21 protein-coding genes and 2 pseudogenes are annotated in these 19,009 nt (G+C 65.4%); 10 read left to right on the top strand and 13 right to left on the bottom strand.

Going from position 1 to position 19,009, the window contains the following annotated elements; genetic code table 11:
- Positions 1-65 precede the first annotated feature (65 nt).
- Positions 66-410, bottom strand: a complete 345-nt coding sequence (locus BLR66_RS01855; protein ID WP_093279930.1) for a RidA family protein — start codon at positions 408-410, stop codon at positions 66-68.
- A gap of 173 nt (positions 411-583) precedes the next feature.
- Between BLR66_RS01855 and BLR66_RS01850 the strand changes: the two genes are divergently transcribed.
- Positions 584-2,005 (top strand): phospholipase D family protein, encoded by a 1,422-nt coding sequence (locus tag BLR66_RS01850; RefSeq protein WP_218119586.1) that lies wholly within the window; start codon positions 584-586, stop codon positions 2,003-2,005.
- On the opposite strand, the gene BLR66_RS01845 is transcribed toward BLR66_RS01850, so the two are convergent.
- Entirely contained in the window at positions 1,946-3,088 is a 1,143-nt protein-coding gene (locus BLR66_RS01845; protein ID WP_093279929.1) for an SGNH/GDSL hydrolase family protein, read from the bottom strand. The genes BLR66_RS01850 and BLR66_RS01845 overlap by 60 nt on opposite strands.
- 271 nt (positions 3,089-3,359) lie before the next feature.
- Here BLR66_RS01845 and BLR66_RS01840 point away from each other — a divergent pair, with 271 nt between their 5' ends.
- Entirely contained in the window at positions 3,360-4,046 is a 687-nt protein-coding gene (locus BLR66_RS01840) for a class I SAM-dependent methyltransferase (protein WP_093279928.1), read from the top strand.
- Positions 4,043-4,354: a YkgJ family cysteine cluster protein gene (locus tag BLR66_RS01835; RefSeq protein WP_093279927.1), complete on the top strand. Its 312-nt coding sequence runs from the start codon at positions 4,043-4,045 to the stop codon at positions 4,352-4,354. Before BLR66_RS01840 ends, BLR66_RS01835 begins: the two co-directional genes overlap by 4 nt.
- A gap of 113 nt (positions 4,355-4,467) precedes the next feature.
- On the opposite strand, the pseudogene BLR66_RS19355 reads toward BLR66_RS01835, so the two are convergent.
- Positions 4,468-4,620 (bottom strand): annotated as a pseudogene (locus tag BLR66_RS19355) (oxidoreductase-like domain-containing protein); the annotation flags it as partial.
- A 38-nt stretch (positions 4,621-4,658) separates the two neighbouring features.
- On the opposite strand from BLR66_RS19355, the gene BLR66_RS01825 reads away from it, so the two are divergent.
- Positions 4,659-5,162, top strand: coding sequence for a M48 family metallopeptidase (locus tag BLR66_RS01825; RefSeq protein ID WP_093279925.1), 504 nt, complete (start codon positions 4,659-4,661; stop codon positions 5,160-5,162).
- Here the strand turns inward: BLR66_RS01825 and BLR66_RS01820 are convergent.
- The 5 genes from BLR66_RS01820 to BLR66_RS01805 are packed head-to-tail and all read right to left on the bottom strand — an operon-like array spanning position 5,159 to position 8,116.
- Positions 5,159-5,773, bottom strand: coding sequence for an HD domain-containing protein (locus BLR66_RS01820; RefSeq protein WP_093279924.1), 615 nt, complete (start codon positions 5,771-5,773; stop codon positions 5,159-5,161). The genes BLR66_RS01825 and BLR66_RS01820 overlap by 4 nt on opposite strands.
- Before the next feature lie 50 nt (positions 5,774-5,823).
- Positions 5,824-7,212, bottom strand: a complete 1,389-nt coding sequence (locus BLR66_RS01815) for a M24 family metallopeptidase (RefSeq protein WP_093279923.1) — start codon at positions 7,210-7,212, stop codon at positions 5,824-5,826.
- Complete coding sequence (locus BLR66_RS19080) at positions 7,209-7,382, bottom strand: hypothetical protein (RefSeq protein ID WP_176943728.1); 174 nt, start codon at positions 7,380-7,382, stop codon at positions 7,209-7,211. The genes BLR66_RS01815 and BLR66_RS19080 overlap by 4 nt, the downstream gene beginning before the upstream one ends.
- A gap of 25 nt (positions 7,383-7,407) precedes the next feature.
- On the bottom strand, positions 7,408-7,746 hold the full coding sequence (locus BLR66_RS01810; RefSeq protein WP_093279922.1) for a tRNA-binding protein: 339 nt from the start codon (positions 7,744-7,746) through the stop codon (positions 7,408-7,410).
- 37 nt (positions 7,747-7,783) lie between these two features.
- Positions 7,784-8,116, bottom strand: coding sequence for a hypothetical protein (locus BLR66_RS01805; RefSeq protein WP_093279921.1), 333 nt, complete (start codon positions 8,114-8,116; stop codon positions 7,784-7,786).
- Positions 8,117-8,424: 308 nt separating this feature from the next.
- Here BLR66_RS01805 and BLR66_RS01800 point away from each other — a divergent pair, with 308 nt between their 5' ends.
- Positions 8,425-10,296, top strand: a complete 1,872-nt coding sequence (locus BLR66_RS01800; protein ID WP_143014526.1) for a Calx-beta domain-containing protein — start codon at positions 8,425-8,427, stop codon at positions 10,294-10,296.
- Between the two features lie 225 nt (positions 10,297-10,521).
- On the opposite strand, the gene BLR66_RS01795 is transcribed toward BLR66_RS01800, so the two are convergent.
- Positions 10,522-11,217 (bottom strand): hypothetical protein, encoded by a 696-nt coding sequence (locus BLR66_RS01795; protein ID WP_143014525.1) that lies wholly within the window; start codon positions 11,215-11,217, stop codon positions 10,522-10,524.
- On the opposite strand from BLR66_RS01795, the gene BLR66_RS01790 reads away from it, so the two are divergent.
- Together BLR66_RS01790 and BLR66_RS01785 are read left to right on the top strand one after the other, a co-directional pair.
- On the top strand, positions 11,146-12,015 hold the full coding sequence (locus BLR66_RS01790; protein ID WP_093279918.1) for a hypothetical protein: 870 nt from the start codon (positions 11,146-11,148) through the stop codon (positions 12,013-12,015). The two genes, BLR66_RS01795 and BLR66_RS01790, sit on opposite strands and share 72 nt — an antisense overlap.
- Positions 12,016-12,267: 252 nt before the next feature.
- Positions 12,268-14,049 (top strand): extracellular catalytic domain type 1 short-chain-length polyhydroxyalkanoate depolymerase, encoded by a 1,782-nt coding sequence (locus BLR66_RS01785; RefSeq protein ID WP_218119585.1) that lies wholly within the window; start codon positions 12,268-12,270, stop codon positions 14,047-14,049.
- Between the two features lie 82 nt (positions 14,050-14,131).
- Here the strand turns inward: BLR66_RS01785 and BLR66_RS01780 are convergent, their stop codons facing one another.
- Entirely contained in the window at positions 14,132-14,740 is a 609-nt protein-coding gene (locus tag BLR66_RS01780) for a DUF6445 family protein (protein ID WP_093279916.1), read from the bottom strand.
- Positions 14,741-14,800: 60 nt separating this feature from the next.
- Entirely contained in the window at positions 14,801-15,067 is a 267-nt protein-coding gene (locus tag BLR66_RS01775) for a DksA/TraR family C4-type zinc finger protein (protein ID WP_093279915.1), read from the bottom strand.
- 185 nt (positions 15,068-15,252) lie between these two features.
- Between BLR66_RS01775 and BLR66_RS01770 the strand changes: the two genes are divergently transcribed.
- Complete coding sequence (locus BLR66_RS01770) at positions 15,253-16,404, top strand: tetratricopeptide repeat protein (protein WP_093279914.1); 1,152 nt, start codon at positions 15,253-15,255, stop codon at positions 16,402-16,404.
- Here the strand turns inward: BLR66_RS01770 and BLR66_RS01765 are convergent.
- Complete coding sequence (locus tag BLR66_RS01765; RefSeq protein WP_143014524.1) at positions 16,399-17,001, bottom strand: 2'-5' RNA ligase family protein; 603 nt, start codon at positions 16,999-17,001, stop codon at positions 16,399-16,401. The genes BLR66_RS01770 and BLR66_RS01765 overlap by 6 nt on opposite strands.
- A gap of 197 nt (positions 17,002-17,198) precedes the next feature.
- A complete protein-coding gene (locus tag BLR66_RS01760; RefSeq protein ID WP_093279912.1) occupies positions 17,199-18,005 on the bottom strand; it encodes a helix-turn-helix domain-containing protein in 807 nt (268 codons plus the stop codon).
- Positions 18,006-18,103: 98 nt separating this feature from the next.
- On the opposite strand from BLR66_RS01760, the gene BLR66_RS01755 reads away from it, so the two are divergent.
- Positions 18,104-18,577, top strand: a complete 474-nt coding sequence (locus BLR66_RS01755) for a DUF3224 domain-containing protein (RefSeq protein ID WP_343123910.1) — start codon at positions 18,104-18,106, stop codon at positions 18,575-18,577.
- Between the two features lie 74 nt (positions 18,578-18,651).
- A pseudogene (locus BLR66_RS01750) lies at positions 18,652-18,928 on the top strand (DUF2789 domain-containing protein).
- Positions 18,929-19,009 lie beyond the last annotated feature (81 nt).

Genomic DNA, 19,009 nt, shown 5'->3' with positions numbered 1-19,009 from the left:
TTTTTGTGGAATCGGGCTTGTCGTGCCGCCTAGTCGTCGCCGATTCGGCCGAACGAGCCAGAAGGCTAGACCGCTGCGGTCACCACGATTTCTATCTTCCACTTCGGATTGGCCAGCGCGGCCTGCACAGTGGCGCGCGTGGGCGTATGCCCCGGCACCACCCAGGCCTCCCAGACCTCGTTCATCGCCGCGAAATCGCCCAGGTCGGGCAGGAATATCTGCGCGTGCAGGATCTTGCTCTTGTCGCTGCCGGCCTGCGCCAGCAGGGCGTCGATGGATTCCAGCACCTGCCGCGTCTGGCCCTGGATGTTGACGCTGGCGTCTTCGGCAATCTGGCCGGCCAGGTAAACGGTGCCGTTGTGGATCGCCATTTCAGACAGGCGCGGGCCAATTTCGAATCGCTGGATCATTGGGGGTTTCCTCCGTGGCTCGATAAGGGTCCATCCTACGGGAAGTGCCCGCCATCCCGTAACATCCGTTCATCCACGCAATCGATTTCCATGGGGTGAATAGTTTGGACGGAACCAAGGCTTCCTCTCATGGGACCGCAAAGGGGCGTCTCCGGCGCGCATGCAAGCGCCTGTTGCTGGCGCTGTTGGCCTGTTATCTGATCTCGGCCGCCTGGCAGGTCTACAAACCGCTGCCTGCCGGCATCGGACGGAATTTCCCCATCGCCTCCGCCGGCGACGTGGCATTGCTGACCGATATCACCTACGTCGATGCGGCCGGCGCGCGCCATAGCGATCAGCAGGTGTTCGATGAAATCCTGCGCCTGATCGGACAGGCGCAACGCGTGGTCGTGATGGACATGTTCCTGTTCAACGACTTCGCCGGCGCCGATGCCGCACCCAGCCTGCGGCCATTGAGCGCGCAACTGACCCGGGCGCTGGTCGAACGCAAGCGGGCGGTGCCCGGCTTGCAAGTCGTCATGATCACCGACCCCATCAACACGCTGTACGGCGGAATGCCGTCCAAGCACTTGGACGCCTTGCGCGCGGCAGGCATCGAAACGGTGGTCACCGATCTGAACCGGATCCGCGCGCCCAACCCTGCGTGGTCCGGACTCTGGCAGCTGTGCTGCCGATGGCTGGGAAACAGCGACCGCGGCGGCTGGCTGCCCAGCCCGTTCGGCCAGGGCGAGGCGACGCTGCGCAGCTATCTGGCGCTGCTCAACCTCAAAGCCAATCACCGCAAGACCCTGGTGGTCGATTCCGGCCGCGATTGGGTGGGATTGGTGGCCAGCGCCAACCCGCACGATGGCAGCAGCGCGCATGGCAACGTGGCGTTGCGGTTCCGCGGCCCGGCCGCATTGGACCTGCTGCGAAGCGAACGCGCCGTGGTGGCGATGTCCGGCGCGGCCTGGCCGCGATCGCTGGTTTCGATCGCGCCATCCGCCCTCCCCGCCGGCCCTGCCGACGGCAGCCGGGTGCAGATCCTCACGGAAGGACGCATCCGCGATGCGTTGCTCGCCAGCATCGCCAGCGCCAAGCCAGGCGACCGGCTGGATATCGCGGTGTTCTATTTCTCCCACCGTGGGTTGGTGAAGGCGGTAGCGGCGGCTCAGCAACGCGGCGCGAAGGTGCGCGTACTGCTGGACCCCAACGAGGACGCTTTCGGCCGCAAGAAGAACGGCATCCCCAATCGCCAGGTTGCGCTGGAGCTGGACCAAGCCGGAGTGCCCGTGCGCTGGTGCGATACCCATGGCGAGCAATGTCACGCCAAATTCCTGCTCAAGCGCAGCGCCGCCGGCGCAGCGGAATTGATCGTGGGTTCGGCCAACTACACCCGGCGCAATTTGGACGACTACAACCTGGAAAGCAGCGCACGCGTGCTGGCGGCCGCCGATACGGCCGCGATGAGCCGTGCGGCCACCTATTTCGAGCAGAGCTGGAGCAATACCGAAGGCCGCCGGATCAGCCTGCCCTATGCCCGCTATGCCGATGATTCACGGCTGCGTTACTGGCGCTATCGTTTTACCGAGGCCACCGGCCTGTCGAGCTTCTGAAGCCGGCGTCCCTTCCCGCTCGAGCGCGGCGATCACCTCGGCCCGGGCTATCGGCGTGACTGCCAGTTGAAAGCGTGCGTTCATCAGCTCGACCAGCGCGCGCGCCCACTCCGCATTCCATGCGCTGCCGGCGTGGCCGTCGGCAAGCACCGCATGCTCCGGTCCATCGCCGGCCGTGTTGCGCACCCGCAGGTTGCCCAGCACCAAGTCGCGGTAGGCAGGCAGTCCCTGCCCGTCGCGCGAGCCCCAGCGTGCCGCGAACCAGGCGCGGTCATCGAAGAAGGCGATACCGGGATCGGCTTGCGCCATACCAGCCAGCGCGCGATCGAATGCATCCAGGCCCTCGTCGATATTGGCCAATTGAACCGGATCGTGCCAGCGGTCCAGGTAATTCGGCCAATCGGCATTGTTGAATATCCCGACCAGCACGATGCGGATCTTTGGATGGTGCCCGCGCAATAACGCCACCGAATCCCGGATAGCCCGCACGCAGCCGGCGATCTTCTCCTGCACGCCCGCCGCCCGAGGGTCGTGCGCCAGTTGTTCCAGGTCCCGCGCATCGCCGAAGCTGTTGATGCCGATGCGAATCAGCACCACCCCATTGCGCCAGCGCGCCGGTTCCTGATCCATCAGCGAAAGCAGCGCCCTGGCCTGTTGCGAATAACCTTCCAGCAGGTCGCTGCAATCGGCACCGGAGAGCGCGAAGTTGAAACGATAATCCTGCTTGGGCGGCGAACGGCCTTCCCGTCCCAGCCAGCGATTCGCGCGCGCCACCACACCGCGCGTGCCGTGAAATCCCCACTCGCCCTGATCCAGTTGCCGTCCGCGCAGGCGTTGCAACAGCTCGGTCCATTGCCACGTGGTCGAACGATGATCGCCGCCCCGCTTGACGCTTCCCGCCGGGAAAAAAACCGAATCGTGATAGGCGTGGCTGTCCGAATCGCCGAGCACCGCCAGAGACACGGAACCGTCGGACGCTGCCGGCGCGGGAATCGCCTTGGCCCGGTAGAAGCACACGCACAGCGCCACGGTGCCGATAAGAGCGAGGTAAATCCAGAAAGTCGACCGTTTCGCTGGCAGCATGCAAATCCCCCGTGCACCCAATGGGACACCCGATGAGAAAAACGGGTAGGTGCGCCGGCTCCGGTCAGGACCCGCCCCTGGCCTGGCGATTGCGGGCCCTCCGGAAACAGCCGCGCAGGCAGGACGGCGGCCTTCAGGAAGGCTGGCGTAGGATGTCGGGGTCACACTCGCGCGTCTCGCCCGGCCGTACTCCAGTCGCCCGCTTCGCTCCTTTCCTCCGCGCCTCCTTCCCGTTGCCGGGATTACTCGAGACGCCATTCCTGGAGCGCCCATGCCGGGCTATGCCACCCGCTTGCTTACCGTCCGCCTGGGCGGCCACGACTATCGCATCCGTGCGCTCAGCGATCTGCAGCAGTTCGCCGATCCCACCGGCCAGGCGCATCGTGCGGGCATCTCTTCGTCGCTCTGGAGCCTGTTCGGGCAGGTCTGGCCGTCCGGCCGCGTGCTCGCCGAGGCCATGAGCAGCTTCGATGTAGCCGGCAAGCGCATTCTGGAACTGGGCTGCGGCCTGGGCCTGTCCAGCCTGGTGCTGGCCAAACGCGGCGCCGATGTGGTGGCCAGCGACCACCACCCTCTGGCCGAATCCTTCCTGGCCTACAACGCCGGCCTCAACGAGCTTCCTGCGGTGACTTACCGCGATCTGCCCTGGACGACGCCGGACGCCACCCTGGGCAGCTTCGACCTGATCATCGGCAGCGATATCCTTTACGAGCGCGACCACGCCGCGCAGATCGCGGCGATGATGCTGCGCCATGCCAATCCCGATGCCGAATTGCTGGTCACCGATCCTGGCCGCGGCAACAGCGCGCCCTTCACCCGCGCCATGGCCGAACAGGGATACGAAGTCACCGAGCGTCGCAGCCGCTTCAACGAAAAGGACATCGAGCCCTTTCGCGGCCGCCTGCTCAGCTACCGCCGCGGCACTCCAATGGCCAGCGCCGTGCCGGCGCTGCAATGAGCAGCATTCCCCTGCACCTGCACAGCGATATCGACGCCTCGGTGTCGTGCAGTCATTGCGATGCGGTCTGTTGCCGGCTGACCGTGGTGGTCATGCCGGAGGATCAGGTTCCACGCCACCTGGTGGAGCGCAACGAACACGGGGTGGAAGTCATGGCCCACGGCGAGGATGGATGGTGCGTGGCGATCGACCCGCTGCGCATGTGCTGCAGCATCTACGACCAGCGCCCGGGAATCTGCCGCAAGTTCGCCATGGGCAGCGAGTACTGCGTGGACGAACGCGAGATCTACCGCAACCGCTACACATAGAGAATCCGCAGAATCGTGTAGGAGCGACGCAAGTCGCGACGAGGCATTACCGGTAGAACTTCATCGCGACTCACGTCGCTCCTACACGCTTCTGCACGCTCTTGCGCGCTGCCATGGCGCGCTTTCCAGGCGGCCAGCGCTTGTTCGTAGCGTTCCAATGCGTTTTCGTACGCGTCGTAAACGCAGGTCACGCAGCCACCACCGCAGCAATCGCCGGGATCGGGTTTTACGGGAGGCTGCGGCGGCGGATCGTCGTTCGGCTGCATGGGCTTACTGTAACGCCGGGAACCGGTATGGTTGCACCATGCAACCGCTCAAATACCTGGCTGGATATCCCGAAGACCTGCAGATGCGGGTACGCGCGATGATCGAGCAGGACCGGCTGGGCGCGGTCCTCGCCGATAAATACGGCCAGGGACACGCCGTGCGCAACGACCGCCAGCTGTACGAATACACCGTGGAAATGAAGGACCGCTACTTGCGCAAGGCCGAACCGCTCAGCAAGGTCGTCTACGACAGCAAGCTGCAGGTGGTGAAGCACGCGCTGGGCACCCACACCACCGTATCGCGCGTGCAGGGCAGTCGCTTGAAGGCCAGCCGCGAAATCCGCATCGCCACCGTTTTCCGCGACGCCCCGGCGGATTTCCTAAAAATGATCGTGGCGCACGAACTGGCGCACCTGAAGGAAAGCGAGCACAACAAACCGTTCTATCAACTATGCGCGCACATGGCGCCGGACTACCATCAACTGGAGTTCGACCTGCGCCTGTACCTGACCCACCTCGATTGCGGCGGCAGCCCCGCCTAACGGTCGATCGCGCGCCGCAGATTCGCTCGCGCCGCGGCGTCGTAACGCTGATGGAACCAGTCGCTCAGATAGATGCGTTCGCGGGCGAGCAATCCCTTCAGGAATCGTTTGCGGTTGAGCCTGAACAGGAATCCGGGCACATGGCCCCGGTATTCCTCCGCGATGCCGGCGTCGTACGCATCGAACACGGCAGGTTCCGCGCCCAGGATCGCCATGTCGCAATCCAGGAAGTGGCGGGTATCCAGCGAAAAACCGTCGTCACCGAAATCCGCCGGCGAGAACTGGCCGTGGCGTGCGGTGAGATCGATCAACTCGGCGACGCGCAGCGTGTCGACCCCGTGTTCCGGCAGCCACTGCGCGATTTTCGCCATCGCCAGATCGGCCGAACGCGCCTCGTTGTCCTTGCGCCCGGCTTCATAAATGGCGTCGTGGTACAGCGCCGCAAGATAGACCTCGGCAGGTTGCGCCCAGCCCGGTCCCGCGGTCACCTCGGCGAAACGGTGCAGCACTTCCTGCACATGCCCGAAGTTGTGGTACGCGCGCGGCGGCGTGGCGTATGCCGCTTCCAGCTCGGACAACATCAATGTGGGCAGCGTCAGCGGCGCGGACATTTCGGCTCCAGCCAGGGCTTATGCGGACACTATATCGCCAGCGGCACCGGTCAACGGACCACATGCCATTGCGTTTGCCGTCCCGCCAGATATTCCACCCGCCGACCATCGAACAACGCGGTCTGCTCCAGCTTGATCTGCACGTTCTGGCCTTGCCATTCGGGCAGCCGGGCCTTGATGTTTCCCTCGATGGCGTACGCCGTCATCGCGTACAAAGGCCAGTCGCCCTGCCCCGCGGTAGCATCCTGGTTGTCCCACATGCCGATGGTCGGCCCGGGGGCGTGGCCAAAGAAGCCCACCGGGTGCGAGTAGATGGAAGATACGATGCCCGCCGCTTCCGCTTCGCGCCGGGTCTTCTCCAATACCTGGTTGCCGGTGCGGCCAACGGCGAAATTGGCGGCCAGCAGATCCTGCCAGCGATTGCCTGTAGCCATCGCCTTGCGCAATCCGTCTGGCACATCGCGCTCGCCTGTACGCACGACGTAGCCCATTTCCTGAGTGTCGGTGCAGAGCTTGAGGTAGCAGATGCCGACATCGGTGTGGAGCACATCGCCGGGTTGGATCAAGCCCTCCTCGCCGCAGAACGGCGCATCGTCGGCGCACGCCGTGCCCATGCGCTGCAAATTGACGTCGGGCATGAACCAGATCGGCAGGCCCAGCGATTCGAAACGCTGGCGGATGTACCAGGCCACATCGTCGGTACTGGTGACGCCCGGCGTGATCACCTTGCTGGAGAACGCTTCGCCGATCACCGCGCGTGCCAGCGACACGATATGCGGATAAGCCGCCCGTTCTGAGGCGCTGCGGGTTTCCAGCCAGCGAACGACCAGCTTTTCGGCCGATACCAGGCGCTCGTCATAGCCTTGCGGCAGCACGGCGCGCAATCGCTCGTGCAGGCCGTGGGTCAGGCCATCGGCGACCGGCCACTGCGCGGAAACATTGATGCCGATGCGCTTCGGATCGCGTCTAGTGATCAGTTCGCCCAGCGCCTTCCACTGCGCCTCCAGGTCGCCGCCCGACCATGCCGATTCGTAGGGCGCGCCGAACGGATAACGGTTGATCGACAAACGCTTGACGCTGCCATCCGGCTGTCTATCGAACACCAGCATGGTCGTGCGCCGCGCCGCGTGGCTGGGTTGCGGCACCAGGGTGAAGTAGACCGGGTCCTCCGCGTATTCGCGGGCGATGACCAGCCACATATCCAGCTCCGCTTCTTTCATCAGTTGCGGCAGCAACGTATCCAGCCGCTCCTGCAGCATGCGGTTCTCGGGATCGACGCGGTCGCGCGGCGCCAGCACCGCCCCTACCGTATCGACAGTCCTGCCTTGCGCAAAAGCGGTTGCGATCGTTTGCTGGCAATACGCAGCCGGAGCGGCGAGACCCAGCAGGGACAGCGCTGCGCAAAGTAGCAGGAACAATGCAGGTCGATGAGAATTCATGGTTCGGTCCCGAAGCGGTGAAAAAGAAGTTCGTGCGCGTGAAGGCGGGCCAGTTGGTCCGCTTTGGCAATTGCCGCGCCGATTGCCTGCGCCACCTGCTGGAAACGCCAAGCACCGGACAGGCGGAAGCGACCGGTGCCGTCCGTTGCTTCGAAGCTGCTTTGGCTCATGCGAATTCCCCATTCGCCAGCATCGTCACAATAGCTTGGTCCCCAACGGTACATCGCGATCCGGCACGCATAGAACCACCTCGCCGTTCGCATCGTGGAAGCCGGTCACCAGGCATTCCGACATCAACGGCCCGATCTGCTTGCTGGGGAAGTTGATCACGGCCACCACCTGCCTGCCCACCAGGTCTTCCGGCCGGTACAGCGCGGTAATCTGCGCGCTCGACTTGCGCGTGCCGATCTCCTCGCCGAAATCTATCTGCAGCACATAGGCCGGCCTGCGCGCCTGCGGGAATGGCTCAGCGGCAACGACCCTGCCTACGCGCAACTCGACTTTCTCGAAATCGCTCCATGAAATCATCTGCATCGCCAGATCGCTCCAACTTCCAGAAGCCGGTTCCTCTTCATTCCACGAAGAAACCGGTGATATCGAAATGCAGGTCCACACGGGAGCCGCTGGCCAGCTTCAGCGTGATCACGTCGTAATGCGGCGGGCCGACCACCCTTCCCTTCGATTCGATCACCGCACCGGGATAGTGGATGCGTATCCATTCCTGTTCGGCGGCCATGCCTTCGCTGACGCTACCTACGCCGGCAATCACCACGGCTTTCTTGAGCGTCAGCCCGTCGCCGCCGGAATAACGGGCCGACGGGGCAGCGGCGTCCTGCGCCAGCGCCGGACACGGATCGGCCGTCGCCAGCAACAGCAGGCCGCAAGCCAGGACGAAACCACGCATATGAAATCCTCGGCCGGAATTGTCGGTGTTTTTGCGGTGCCGCCGGCGCCGGCACCCGGGGCATTGTGATTCAAGCTGCAAGGCAATGCATCGGGCGGCCGCGGAATCGTGGCATGCCCTGGTCCAAACGGCGCGTTCCGCCAAGTGACGGCAGGGCGATCCCGGGCGTTCACCTCGCATTTAGCGCTTTATGTGGCCTGCGTCTCGCATAGCGCCAATTCAGCTAGAAAACCCCTGTGGCGGCGTTTGACTCCCCTTGGCCCGGCCCCGACCATCGCCGGGCCCTGTAGTCGATGAAGTAGATGCGCATGCGCCGTTCGTGGTTGTGCCGATGGCTTGCCTCCCCCCTGTTGCTCCTCGCCGTTCTCCCCGTGGCCTTCGGCCAATCCTGCCCCGCCACCGTCCCGGTACAGGGCGCGCCGGTGGCCGCGCCGGTATTTCCCGCCGACAACTGGTGGAATACGGACATCAGTACGGCGCCCGTCGACGCGTCCTCGGCCAGCTACATTTCCTTCATCGGCGCCACCCGCGCGCTGCACCCCGACTTCGGAGGCGAAGAGTCGCCCGGCAGCACCAACATCTACGGCTTTCCCTACGCCGTCGTCGATGGCTCGCAGCCCAAGCAGACCGTCACCTTCGACTACGACGATGAAAGCGACGGCAATGGCGTGGCGTTCTACCCCATTCCCGCCCAGGCCATCAGCCAGGTCCACTGGGTGGAAGGTGGTGCGCCCGGCAACGTCGATCAACGCGGCAGTTCCGACCGCCACCTGCTGATGATCGACTGCACCAACCGCCATCTCTACGAGCTCTACAACGTCTACTACAACGCCTCGCAGAATCGCTGGTACGCCGGTTCGGGCGCGTTCTTCGATTTGAACACCAATGGCCGCCGCCCGGAAGGCTGGACTTCGGCCGATGCCTCGGGCTTGGCGATCTTCCCAGGCCTGGTGCGCTATGACGAAGCGGCCAATGCGGCCGTACCGGAAATCACCCATGCCCTGCGCGTCACTCTGCGCGCCAGCAACGGCCATGTGTACCCGGCCTCGCACAGTGCCGGCAGCACTTCCGGCGCGCTGCCCATGGGCGCGCGCCTGCGCCTGAAGACCAATGTCGGCGGCGCGGATCCGGCATTGCGCACTACCGATCCGATATCGCGCAAGATCTTCCGTGCCATGCAGAAGTACGGCCTGATCATGGTCGACAACGGGTCGGACCTGTATATCTCCGGCACTTTCGACGTGCGCTGGAACAACGGCACGCTCAACCCCGCGTTCGCCACCCTCAAAGCCAGCGATTTCGAAGTGATCCAGCTGGGCTGGAAACCGGCCGTGGCCACCGCCGCGCTCAGCGCGGTCAGCGCTTCGCCCAACCCGGTGACTGGCGGCCAGGCGGCCACCGGCACGGTCACGCTCACCTCCGCCGCGCCCAGCGGCGGCGCGCAGATCGCGTTGAGCAGCGCCAGTAGCGCCTTCTCCGTGCCGGCCAGCGTCACCGTGGCGCAGGGCGCCAGCAGCGCCACGTTCCCGATCGCCACGGCCGCCTCGGACACCACGGCCTCCGGTACCTTGTCGGCGACCTACGCGGGCGTCACCCGCACCAGCACGGTTACCGTGAATGCGGCGCCGCTGAGTCTCTCCATCGGCGATGCGTCGGTCACCGAAGGCGCCAGCGGCACCGTGGCGATGAGCTTCACCGTCAGCCTTTCGCGTGTATCCACTACAGCGGTCAGCTACAACATCGCCACCGCCAACGGCACGGCCACGGCGGGGAGCGATTACGTAGCCCGTTCGCTGGCCGGCGAAACCATAGCCGCCGGGCAGACCAGCCGGACCTTCGTGGTCACGGTCAACGGCGACCAACAGCGCGAACCCAACGAGGCCTTCACCGTCAACCTCAGCGGAGCCGTCGGAGCCGCGCTGGCCGATGCGCAGGCCACCGGCACGATCGTTTCCGACGACGCACGGGTCATGTCCGGTCCGCTGCCTGCGCGTCCGGGCACCGGCAGCGCCACGCAGGGTTCGCCTCAGGCTCTGGCTCCGGCAAGCACCGCGCAACAAACCGTGCCCATCAGCACCAACGCCTGCCTGTTGCGTAGCGGCGCTCTGCGCTGCGTGCAGCAGATGCCGTTGCGATGGCTGCAGGCATGGGATCGGCTGCGTGCGCTGCTGACGTTGTAGTGGTTGCGCGAATAGCGCATGGCTGGGGCAAAACGCGCTGTTCCAAATTAGATTCCAATCTGTAACCGGTTACGCCTTCTGCCGGCTAAACGGCGCCGGACGGCCTCAGAATCCATTCATAGCGTCGGCCGCCAACTACGCGCAGGCCAACTACACCGTTGGTAGTCCGAACAGGAAACCGACATGAAATTCTCTCCCCGCCAACAGACGCTTTGGTCCGTTGCGCTAGGCGCCGCCCTCGCCCTCGGCATGGGTGCGGCCGCCACCGCGCAGGATCGAGACGACCGCGAAGACAAAGAACAGAGCGACAACAAAGCCCGCGCCGACCAGCGCCGCCAGCAGGCCGAAGCACGCCAGGAGCAGGCCCGCCAGCAACAGGCCCAGCGTCAGGGCGAACGCCAGCAGGTCGAGCGCGGCAACGACGCCCAGCGCCAGCAGATGGAAGCGCGTCGGAGCGCCGTCCAGCAGCAGGCCGCCCAACAGCAGGCCGCCCAGCAGCAGGAGCGCCGCCAGGAACAGCAGCGCGAGCAGGGCATGCGCCAGCAGAACAGCCAGCGCGAGCAGATTCAACGCGAACAAGCCGCCCGTCAGCAGGCCGCGCGCCAGAACGAACGCCAGCAGCTGGAACGCCGCAACGACATCCAACGCGAGCAGGCTGCCCGCCAGCAAGCCGCGCGCCAAGGCGAGCGTCAGCAGTTGCAGCGCCGCAACGAAGACCAACAGCGCGCCCTGCGCCAGCAGAACGAAGCCCGCCAGAACGCGCAGCGCGAACAGCTGCAGCGCCAGCAGGCCGCGCGCCAAGGCGAGCGTCAGCAATTGGAGCGCCGCGACGAAGACCGACAGCGTGCCTTGCGCCAGCAGAACGAAGCTCGCCAGAACGCCCAGCGCGAACAGCTGCAGCGCCAGCAGGCTGCGCGCCAAGGCGAGCGCATCCGCGAACAACGACGCGATGGCGACCTGCGCCAACAGGCGGCCCGCGACGACGCCGCCAGCCAGCAGCTACAGCGTCAGGCCTCCGGCCAACCTGCACGCGTCATGGGCGGCAACCAGCCTGGTCGCCGCGACGATCGCCGCGATGACGACCGCCGTAACGAGCAGAACCGCCTGAGCCGCGAAGTGCAGGAGCGTCGCATCCGCGAGGAGCGCCAGCGCGCCGAGCGCTTCCAACAGGAGGAACGCCGGCGCTACAGCAACCGCAACGACTGGGAACAGCGCTACGCCCGCCAGCTGCGCGACCAGCGCCGCAACTCGCAGTACCGCTACCAGCAGCAGTACTACGACCGTCTGCGCCAGCAGCAGATCCGCTTCAGCTCGCGCAACTACAACTACTACAACGACCCGTACTACTACACCCCGGCCAGCTATCGCTATTCCTATGGCGGACGCTGGTACCAAACCAACCGCTATGGCGGCGACCTGCTGCGCCAGGCCGTGAACTACGGTTACCGGGAAGGACTCAACGCCGGTCGCGCCGACCGTATGGACGGCTGGCGCAGCGACTACCGCAACAGCTATGCCTATGAAGACGCCAACTATGGTTACAACGGCTATTACATCGACCAGGGCCAATACAACTACTACTTCCGCCAGGGCTTCCAACGCGGCTACGAAGACGGCTACTACGGCCGCTATCGCTACGGCCACCGCGGCAGCGATGGCAACTACGCCATTCTGGCCGGCATCCTGGCGGTGATCGTGGGGCTGCAACTGATCGATTGATCGCCTGCACGAGTTGGAAAATGGAAGCGCCCGGCCAATGCCGGGCGTTTTCTTGTTGCCCGTACGACGCTCACGCGGATCCATGCAAAGTGCGCATGGCGATGGTGCGGCGCAGCTTACCCCTTTGGACAATGGCGAGGCCTCCGGGTGCGTGCGCTACTGCGGTTTGCCCGTCGTCCACAAGGAATCGAACACATGTCCGTCCTGTCCGACTGCATACCGCTTCTTTCTCGCCGCGGTCCGCGTACACGCATGCTGCGCTGGCAAGCCGCAATTTTCCTGGCCGTGGCCGGACTGCTGTGCCTGCCCGCCTTCGCCCAAACCGAAGTCACCGGCTTTGGCAGCAATCCCGGCAACCTGCGCATGTTCAAGTACGTACCGCCCGGCCTGCCTGCCAACGCGCCGCTGGTGGTGGCAATGCACGGATGTTCGCAGAGCGCGGCCAGCTACGACGCGGAGACCGGCTGGCAAATGCTGGCGCAGCGCTGGCAGTTCGCACTGCTGCTGCCGCAGCAGCAGAGCGCCAACAATTCCAGCACCTGCTTCAACTGGTTCGAGGCCGGCGACACCGCGCGCGGATCCGGCGAAGCACTGTCGATCAAGCAGATGGTCGACCGCATGCAGGCCGATCACGGCAGCCACCCGGCGCGCGTCTACGTCACCGGGCTTTCGGCCGGCGGCGCGATGACCGCGGTGATGCTGGCCGCATATCCCGAAGTCTTCGCAGGCGGCGCCATCGTCGCCGGCCTGCCTTACCGTTGCGCCACTAGCCAGTCGGCGGCATTCGGCTGCATGAATCCGGGCACCGACCTCACCCCGGCGCAGTGGGGCGACAAAGTACGCGCGGCCAGCAGCCACACCGGTCCTTGGCCTATCGTCTCGATCTGGCACGGCGACAGCGACTACGTGGTGCGTCCGGCCAACCTGACCGAAAGCATGCAGCAGTGGACCAACGTGCACGGTATCGATCAGACCGCGGACGTCAGCGACACGGTGGGCGGATTTCCGCACAGGGTCTACAAGGACGCGGGCGGTACACCGCGCGTGGAGACCTACGCCATCACCGGCATGGGCCACGGCACGCCGGTCGATCCGGGTACCGGCGAAACCCAGTGCGGTACGGCAGGCGCCTACATCCTCGATGTGAACCTGTGCTCCAGTTACTACATCGGCCACTTCTGGAGCCTGGACAACCTGGACGGCAACGCGCCTACCGTCAGCCTTACCGCGCCTGCGAACGGAGCCAGCGTCAGCGGCACGGTCACGGTCAGCGCAACGGCCAGCGACGACATCGGCGTGGACCGCGTGGAATTCCTGCTGGACGGTACGCTGCTGGGCAGCGACACCGGCGCGCCGTACTCGATCGGCTGGAACTCGGCCACCGCCAGTACCGGCAATCACACGCTGCAGGCGCGCGCCTTCGACCTGGTGGACAACGTGGGCACATCGGCCACGGTTGCGGTGAACGTACTGGAAGGCTCCGGCGGCGGTACGCCGCTGCTGGCGGAGTTCTCCAACGAAGACGCAAACGACGGCTACGTGAAGGCCAATGCCGACGGCAGCGCGCCGGCGGTGGGCACGCTGGAATCCTATTCCGGGCTCGCCCTGGGACGCGGTACCGACGGCAAGTTCAACCGCAGCCTGCTGTCGTTCGATACTTCGTCGCTGCCCGACGGCGCGACCATCGTGTCGGCCACGGTCACGGTGGCGTATCGCAGCGCTTCGGGAAATCCGTGGGGCAACCCCGCCGGCAACACGCTGGTGGTGGACGTGAACAACGGCTGTTTCGGCGCGTGCGCCATCGAGACCGGCGACTATGCGGCAGCCGCCAGCGCGAGCGCGGTGGCGCAGCTGCTGAGCTTCAGCGGCGGCAGCCAGACCAGCAACGCGTTCGCCAGCCCCGGCCTGTCCGCGATCAACCGTGGCGGCCGCACCCAGTTGCGCCTGCGCTTCAGCGGCAATTCCACATCCACCAACTACTTGTGGATAGACAAGGGCGCCTCCGCGAAACTGCGCGTGGAGTACCTGCCGTAACAGGCTTGTTGTCGATCGCGGCGCGACGATGGAAACGAAAACGCCCGGCGCTGCCGGGCGTTTCTCATGCGCGTGCTTGGCCTCAGCGCTGGGAAGAGGCGAAGAACATCAGGTAGACCAGCCGCCCGTTTTCCAGGGTATCGCCGAAGTTCGCGCCTGCCGTATGCCACAGCCACGGACGCAACAGCAGCAGGCGGTTGAAGCGCATGGGTACGCACTGGGTCATTTCCCACTTCGAGTCGTCGGTGCCGTCTCTCTCCAGGATCTCATCCACCATACCCTTGGCGGACGAGTACCCGAGCGCCGCCGCTTCGCGATCGTCGTACGGCGCCCGATCGGTGTTGGTGGCACGGTGGCGGAAGAATTCGGTGCCGCCCTGGCAGTCCTGCGGGCGGCTGAGATAAAGGATGCCCGACCAGTGCGCCGCATCCACATGCACCTTCGCCTTGCCCTTGTCCGCAGCCAGGGTGATGCGGCTTTTGGCGTGCGCCTGCGGCGGCGGCATCGCTTCCAGCGGTTCGCCCACCAGCCGGGAAACCTGTTGCGCGAGTCCTTCGATGTCGATCCGCTCCACCGAATTGCGGCCGGGAAACATGCCCTCTTGCGGCGGATAGGTCAGCCGCAGCGAGGCTTCCCGCAAGGCTTGTGCGTTGTCCAGGAAGTCGTCGACGATGATCATTGAGGTAGGCATGGCAGCCAGCCTAATCGTTAGCCGCCGCTTCCTTCAACCGCGCCCTCGCGGATTGGCGGCTCAACGCAGCTGGCTGTCCTTGCTGCCGCGGCGGTTGTAGCCGCTTTGCGCGCCCTGCTCTTGGTCATGCGCTTCCTGGCAGGGAACGCACAGGCGCACGCCCGGCACCGCCTTGCGCCGTGCCTCGGGGATGGGCGTGTCGCATTCCTCGCAGTGGCTCAAGCTCGGTCCCTGCGGCAGTTGGCTGCGGGCGCGCTTGATGCCGTCTTTCACGGTGGCGTCGATCTGGTCCTGCACGGCGCCGTCGCCTGCCCAGCCGGTAGCCATGGCGGCCTCCTGTTGCGGTACGTTCGGGCGAGAATAGCCCCGCCGGAATGAACGATATGGTGACGGCGCGACATCGGGCAATCGCGCCGTGCCGCAGGCCGACCGATTACGCACAGGTATCCGCGCCGGCTAAGGTCTAGACTCGCTGCGAGCGGCATCGGCCGCTTGCTGTGGGAGGGTCGGCGATGATCGGCTGGGCGCTTGCGGCGGCGTTGGCGCTGTCTGCTCCGACGAGCGAACATGCCCGTCCGGAGCACGCCCGTCCGGAGCACGCCCGTCCGGAGCACGCCCGTCCGGAGCATGCCCGTCCGGACCATGTTCCGCCCGACCCCGCGCAGATCATGGCGGTGCCGCCCGCGCTTCGCGCTCTGGTGCAGGAGCGGGTCAATGCACCGGGCCGCAACCATTCGCAACGTCTGCGGCGGCTGATCGAGCTGATGTCGATCAGCCAGGACGGGCTGCGCCTGGAATACCACGACGACGCTACCCAGACAGTGGAACAGGCCTACCTCAGCCGGCAGGCCAACTGCCTCACCTACACCTTGGTGTTCCTGGCTCTGGCGCGCGAAGCCGGACTGGACGCATACCCGCAGGAGATCGACGAAACGCTGGCCTGGCAGCAGCGCAACGACGTGGTCTACCGCAGCAACCACGTCAATGCCGCAGTGCGTCTCGGCGCGCAGCGCTATGTGGTGGATGTGGGCAGCAGTTTCGTGATCGGACGCCATCCGGCCCATCCCATCGGCGAACAGCGCCTGCTGGCCCAGTACTACAACAACCGCGCCGCCCAGCTGCTGGTTCTGGGCGATCTTTCCGCCGCACTGGCCCATGCCGATATCTCCATCGGGCTGGACCCGGCCTACCCCACTACCTGGAGCAACACCGGCGTGCTGCGTCTGCACAGCGGCGATATGGAGGGCGCGGAACAGGCCTACGCCACGGCGCTGTCGCTGGCCCCCGAACACTCCAGCGCCCTGTTCAATCTGATCTCCCTGTACAAGCGCAGCGGCGACCATGAACGCGAAGCACAGTTCCGGCGCCGGCTGGACAAACTGCAATCGCGAGATCCTTTCCACCAGTTCATGCTCGCCATGCAATTCGAACAACAGGGCGATTACGCCTCGGCCATCAAGCGCTATCAGCGCGCGATCCGCCTGCATGCCGGCGAACACCGGTTCTACCATGGCCTGGCCCGCGCCTATGCGCAGGCGGGAAATCAGCGCAGCGCCCGCCGCGCACTGCAGCGCGCGCTGGCGCTGGCCTCGGGCAAGGACGAGGCGGCGCTTGCGCAATACCGGACGATGCTGGACGGCCTGCGCGCGACCGGCGGCCTATGACGCGCGCAACGGCCAGCTGCCGATCACTTCATACTCGCCCTGCAAGCTGCGCACCAGCGCGAAATCGCGCGCCTGCCAGCGGATCGGTTCGATCGCATGCGGAGTCAGCACGCGCGTGTCGTACAGCACCGTGACGTGCGGAGTGAACTCCCGTTTCAGATAGCGTCCGAATCCGCCGGCCATCAGGCGGTTGCTGAGCTCGCGCCACAATCCGTGGATCGGCGGGCGCTCCTCCGGGCACAGCAATACGCAAGGATGCTTGTCGTTGCGCGTGGAGAAGCTGGAGGCGCGCGCCAGAGTGACTTCGAACGGCGCGTGCCTGACCCGCGACGCTGCCGTCGTCGCAGCATCCACTATGTCGGCGCGATCGATCAGGTGCTCGCCAAGATAGTGCAGCGTGGCGTGCAACCGGTTGGGCTTGATGGCGGGACCGATCAGCGAATGCTCGACGCGCAGGGCGTCGGCCTCGGCGACGATCGCTTCCCGGGCTGCCGGTTCCGGAAATACGCAAAAGAACAGGCTGCCGGTTTCGGACCTGGCTTCCATGCCGGCCAGCGAGTCCTGCATGGGAATGGGCGAACCCCGGCGCACGCTCACGCGTTTTTCACATCGGCGCCGCACGGTGCCATCTGCGGTGCCTGATCGGCCTTACGATGCCTTGCCTTCATTCCCAAGCCCATTTTTCCCGCAAGAGCGCCACGCTAACGCAAGCGTGGCGTTCAAGCAAAAACGTCGCTGTCCCCGGAAGGCTGCTGCAAACGTCCTCCGCGCCGCGCGACGCTGTGCGGACAGCGTCAACCGTCACGGTAGCGGCGCCAGTATTCGGCGGGCGGACACCCCACCAGGGCTTTGAAGTCGCGGATGAAATGCGCCTGATCGAAATAGCCCAACTCCAGCGCCAATCGTGCCCATTCAAGCCCATCGTCCTGCTCCATGCGCTCCAGCGCTTCGTGCATGCGGTACCGGCTGATCACCCATTTGGGTCCGACGCCCACGTATTCGTTGAATATCCGCTGCAACGCGCGCTTGCCTGTCCGCCATTGCGCCACCAAGTCGTCGAGGGTGTTGACGCTGCGGTCCCTCGCGATCCCGTCGACGATCCGTCCTACGCGCTCCACTTCCTCGCCGACTGGCGGCAAATGCGGGGTAAGAAAATCGACGGCTACCGCCACCATCGCCGCATCGTCCTGTTGCGAAAGCACGGCCGGGCCCAAACGGTCGCCCTCGGCGCCGAACAGTTCCCGCAACGATACGCTGCGGTTGCGCAAGGCCGACAACGGCTCCCGCAGGAACGGGCGGAAACCGCCAGGGCGGAACTTCACCCCGAACACCACGCCCTGCCCTTCGAGCACGCTGATGAAGCGGCCGGTATGGACGCCGTGCACGCGCGCCTGGCCGGCCTCCAGCACCAGGTGCGCGTTGGGGTGCGGCAAAGTTTCGCGGGTTTGCGCAGGACATCCACGCAAATCCCAGCGCACGATCCAGAAGTGCTGGATCACCGTGGCCAGCACGGGCGGCGGCGGCAAGCGCGCATGGTGGAAAACGCCGGGCCCCGGCGCCGAACGCAGCACACCCCGAGCCTTGCCTACTCCGGAATTCATCGGCTCGCCCCCCGGCTGTGCGCACGCGGGTCGCGTTTTTACAATCGTCGGCACTTTCGCCATGCTCTCATCGGCATCTCGCCCCGCTTGAGTTTCCCATGAAAGCCTTTGCCCCGTTGCTGCTCGCCTGCAGTTGCTGCCTGCCGGCAGCAGCGCAAACCAATACGGAGTCCGTTCCCATGCAAGCCCTCGGTACCTTCGAAGTCAAGGTTCAACCGCAAACCGCGGACAATCCGCCGGCCCAGGCTTCCGGGCTTGGCCGCCTGTCCCTGGACAAGCGTTTCCACGGCGATCTGGAAGCCAGCGGTCAAGGCGAAATGCTGGCCTCGGGAGACGGTTCGAAGTCCGGCGCCTACGTGGCCCTCGAGAAGATAACCGGCACCCTGCACGGGCGCAGCGGCAGTTTCGTCATGGTGCATCGCGCGCTGATGGTCCAGGGCACGCCGCAGGAATGGACGGTCACCGTGGTTCCCGAGTCCGGGACCGGTGCGCTGGAAGGTTTGTCCGGATCGATGCGCATCGTCATCGAGGGCGGCAAGCACTCCTACGATTTCAGCTATACGCTGGAATAAGCGGCGGAACTCGCATCGCTGCGGCTTAACCCGTACGCCGATAGGCTGCTGTTTCCGCCATATCGAGCAGCGCCATGGAACCGACCGTGCACCCGTTCTCCGAACTATTCGCCCAATTGGGCCTGGCCAGCGACAGCGCCAGTATCCAGCGCCAGTATCCAGCGCTTCATCGCCACCCACTCGCCGATGCCCGACGGCATGCGCCTGGAAGACGCGCCGTTCTGGTCGCCCGCGCAGTCGCAACTCCTGCGCGAGGAGCGCCAGGACGATGCCGACTGGGCCATGGTGGTGGACCGGTTGAACGTAGCGCTGCATGCGGTACCCGGCCGATTCGTTTCCGGCTCTCGTTGATCGAAGCGAATCACCCGGCGCCGGACTGTCTGCGCCACAGCTCGGAATCGTTCCGCGGAAGCGCCGAATCCAATCCCTGGC

Origin of the sequence: Pseudoxanthomonas sp. CF125 (genome assembly GCF_900104085.1) — a bacterium.
Lineage (GTDB): Bacteria > Pseudomonadota > Gammaproteobacteria > Xanthomonadales > Xanthomonadaceae > Pseudoxanthomonas_A.
This window is presented reverse-complemented; position numbering and strand designations above follow the sequence as displayed.

What these genes read in the sequence shown, in the direction of transcription:
- BLR66_RS01855 (WP_093279930.1), bottom strand. Translation starts at nt 410, where the DNA reads ATGATCCAGCGATTCGAAATTGGCCCGCGCCTGTCTGAAATGGCGATC.
- BLR66_RS01845 (WP_093279929.1), bottom strand. Translation starts at nt 3,088, where the DNA reads ATGCTGCCAGCGAAACGGTCGACTTTCTGGATTTACCTCGCTCTTATC.
- BLR66_RS01840 (WP_093279928.1), top strand. Translation starts at nt 3,360, where the DNA reads ATGCCGGGCTATGCCACCCGCTTGCTTACCGTCCGCCTGGGCGGCCAC.
- BLR66_RS01835 (WP_093279927.1), top strand. Translation starts at nt 4,043, where the DNA reads ATGAGCAGCATTCCCCTGCACCTGCACAGCGATATCGACGCCTCGGTG.
- BLR66_RS01825 (WP_093279925.1), top strand. Translation starts at nt 4,659, where the DNA reads ATGCAACCGCTCAAATACCTGGCTGGATATCCCGAAGACCTGCAGATG.
- BLR66_RS01820 (WP_093279924.1), bottom strand. Translation starts at nt 5,773, where the DNA reads ATGTCCGCGCCGCTGACGCTGCCCACATTGATGTTGTCCGAGCTGGAA.
- BLR66_RS01815 (WP_093279923.1), bottom strand. Translation starts at nt 7,212, where the DNA reads ATGAATTCTCATCGACCTGCATTGTTCCTGCTACTTTGCGCAGCGCTG.
- BLR66_RS19080 (WP_176943728.1), bottom strand. Translation starts at nt 7,382, where the DNA reads ATGAGCCAAAGCAGCTTCGAAGCAACGGACGGCACCGGTCGCTTCCGC.
- BLR66_RS01810 (WP_093279922.1), bottom strand. Translation starts at nt 7,746, where the DNA reads ATGCAGATGATTTCATGGAGCGATTTCGAGAAAGTCGAGTTGCGCGTA.
- BLR66_RS01805 (WP_093279921.1), bottom strand. Translation starts at nt 8,116, where the DNA reads ATGCGTGGTTTCGTCCTGGCTTGCGGCCTGCTGTTGCTGGCGACGGCC.
- BLR66_RS01800 (WP_143014526.1), top strand. Translation starts at nt 8,425, where the DNA reads ATGCGCCGTTCGTGGTTGTGCCGATGGCTTGCCTCCCCCCTGTTGCTC.
- BLR66_RS01785 (WP_218119585.1), top strand. Translation starts at nt 12,268, where the DNA reads ATGCTGCGCTGGCAAGCCGCAATTTTCCTGGCCGTGGCCGGACTGCTG.
- BLR66_RS01780 (WP_093279916.1), bottom strand. Translation starts at nt 14,740, where the DNA reads ATGCCTACCTCAATGATCATCGTCGACGACTTCCTGGACAACGCACAA.
- BLR66_RS01775 (WP_093279915.1), bottom strand. Translation starts at nt 15,067, where the DNA reads ATGGCTACCGGCTGGGCAGGCGACGGCGCCGTGCAGGACCAGATCGAC.
- BLR66_RS01770 (WP_093279914.1), top strand. Translation starts at nt 15,253, where the DNA reads ATGATCGGCTGGGCGCTTGCGGCGGCGTTGGCGCTGTCTGCTCCGACG.
- BLR66_RS01760 (WP_093279912.1), bottom strand. Translation starts at nt 18,005, where the DNA reads ATGAATTCCGGAGTAGGCAAGGCTCGGGGTGTGCTGCGTTCGGCGCCG.
- BLR66_RS01755 (WP_343123910.1), top strand. Translation starts at nt 18,104, where the DNA reads ATGAAAGCCTTTGCCCCGTTGCTGCTCGCCTGCAGTTGCTGCCTGCCG.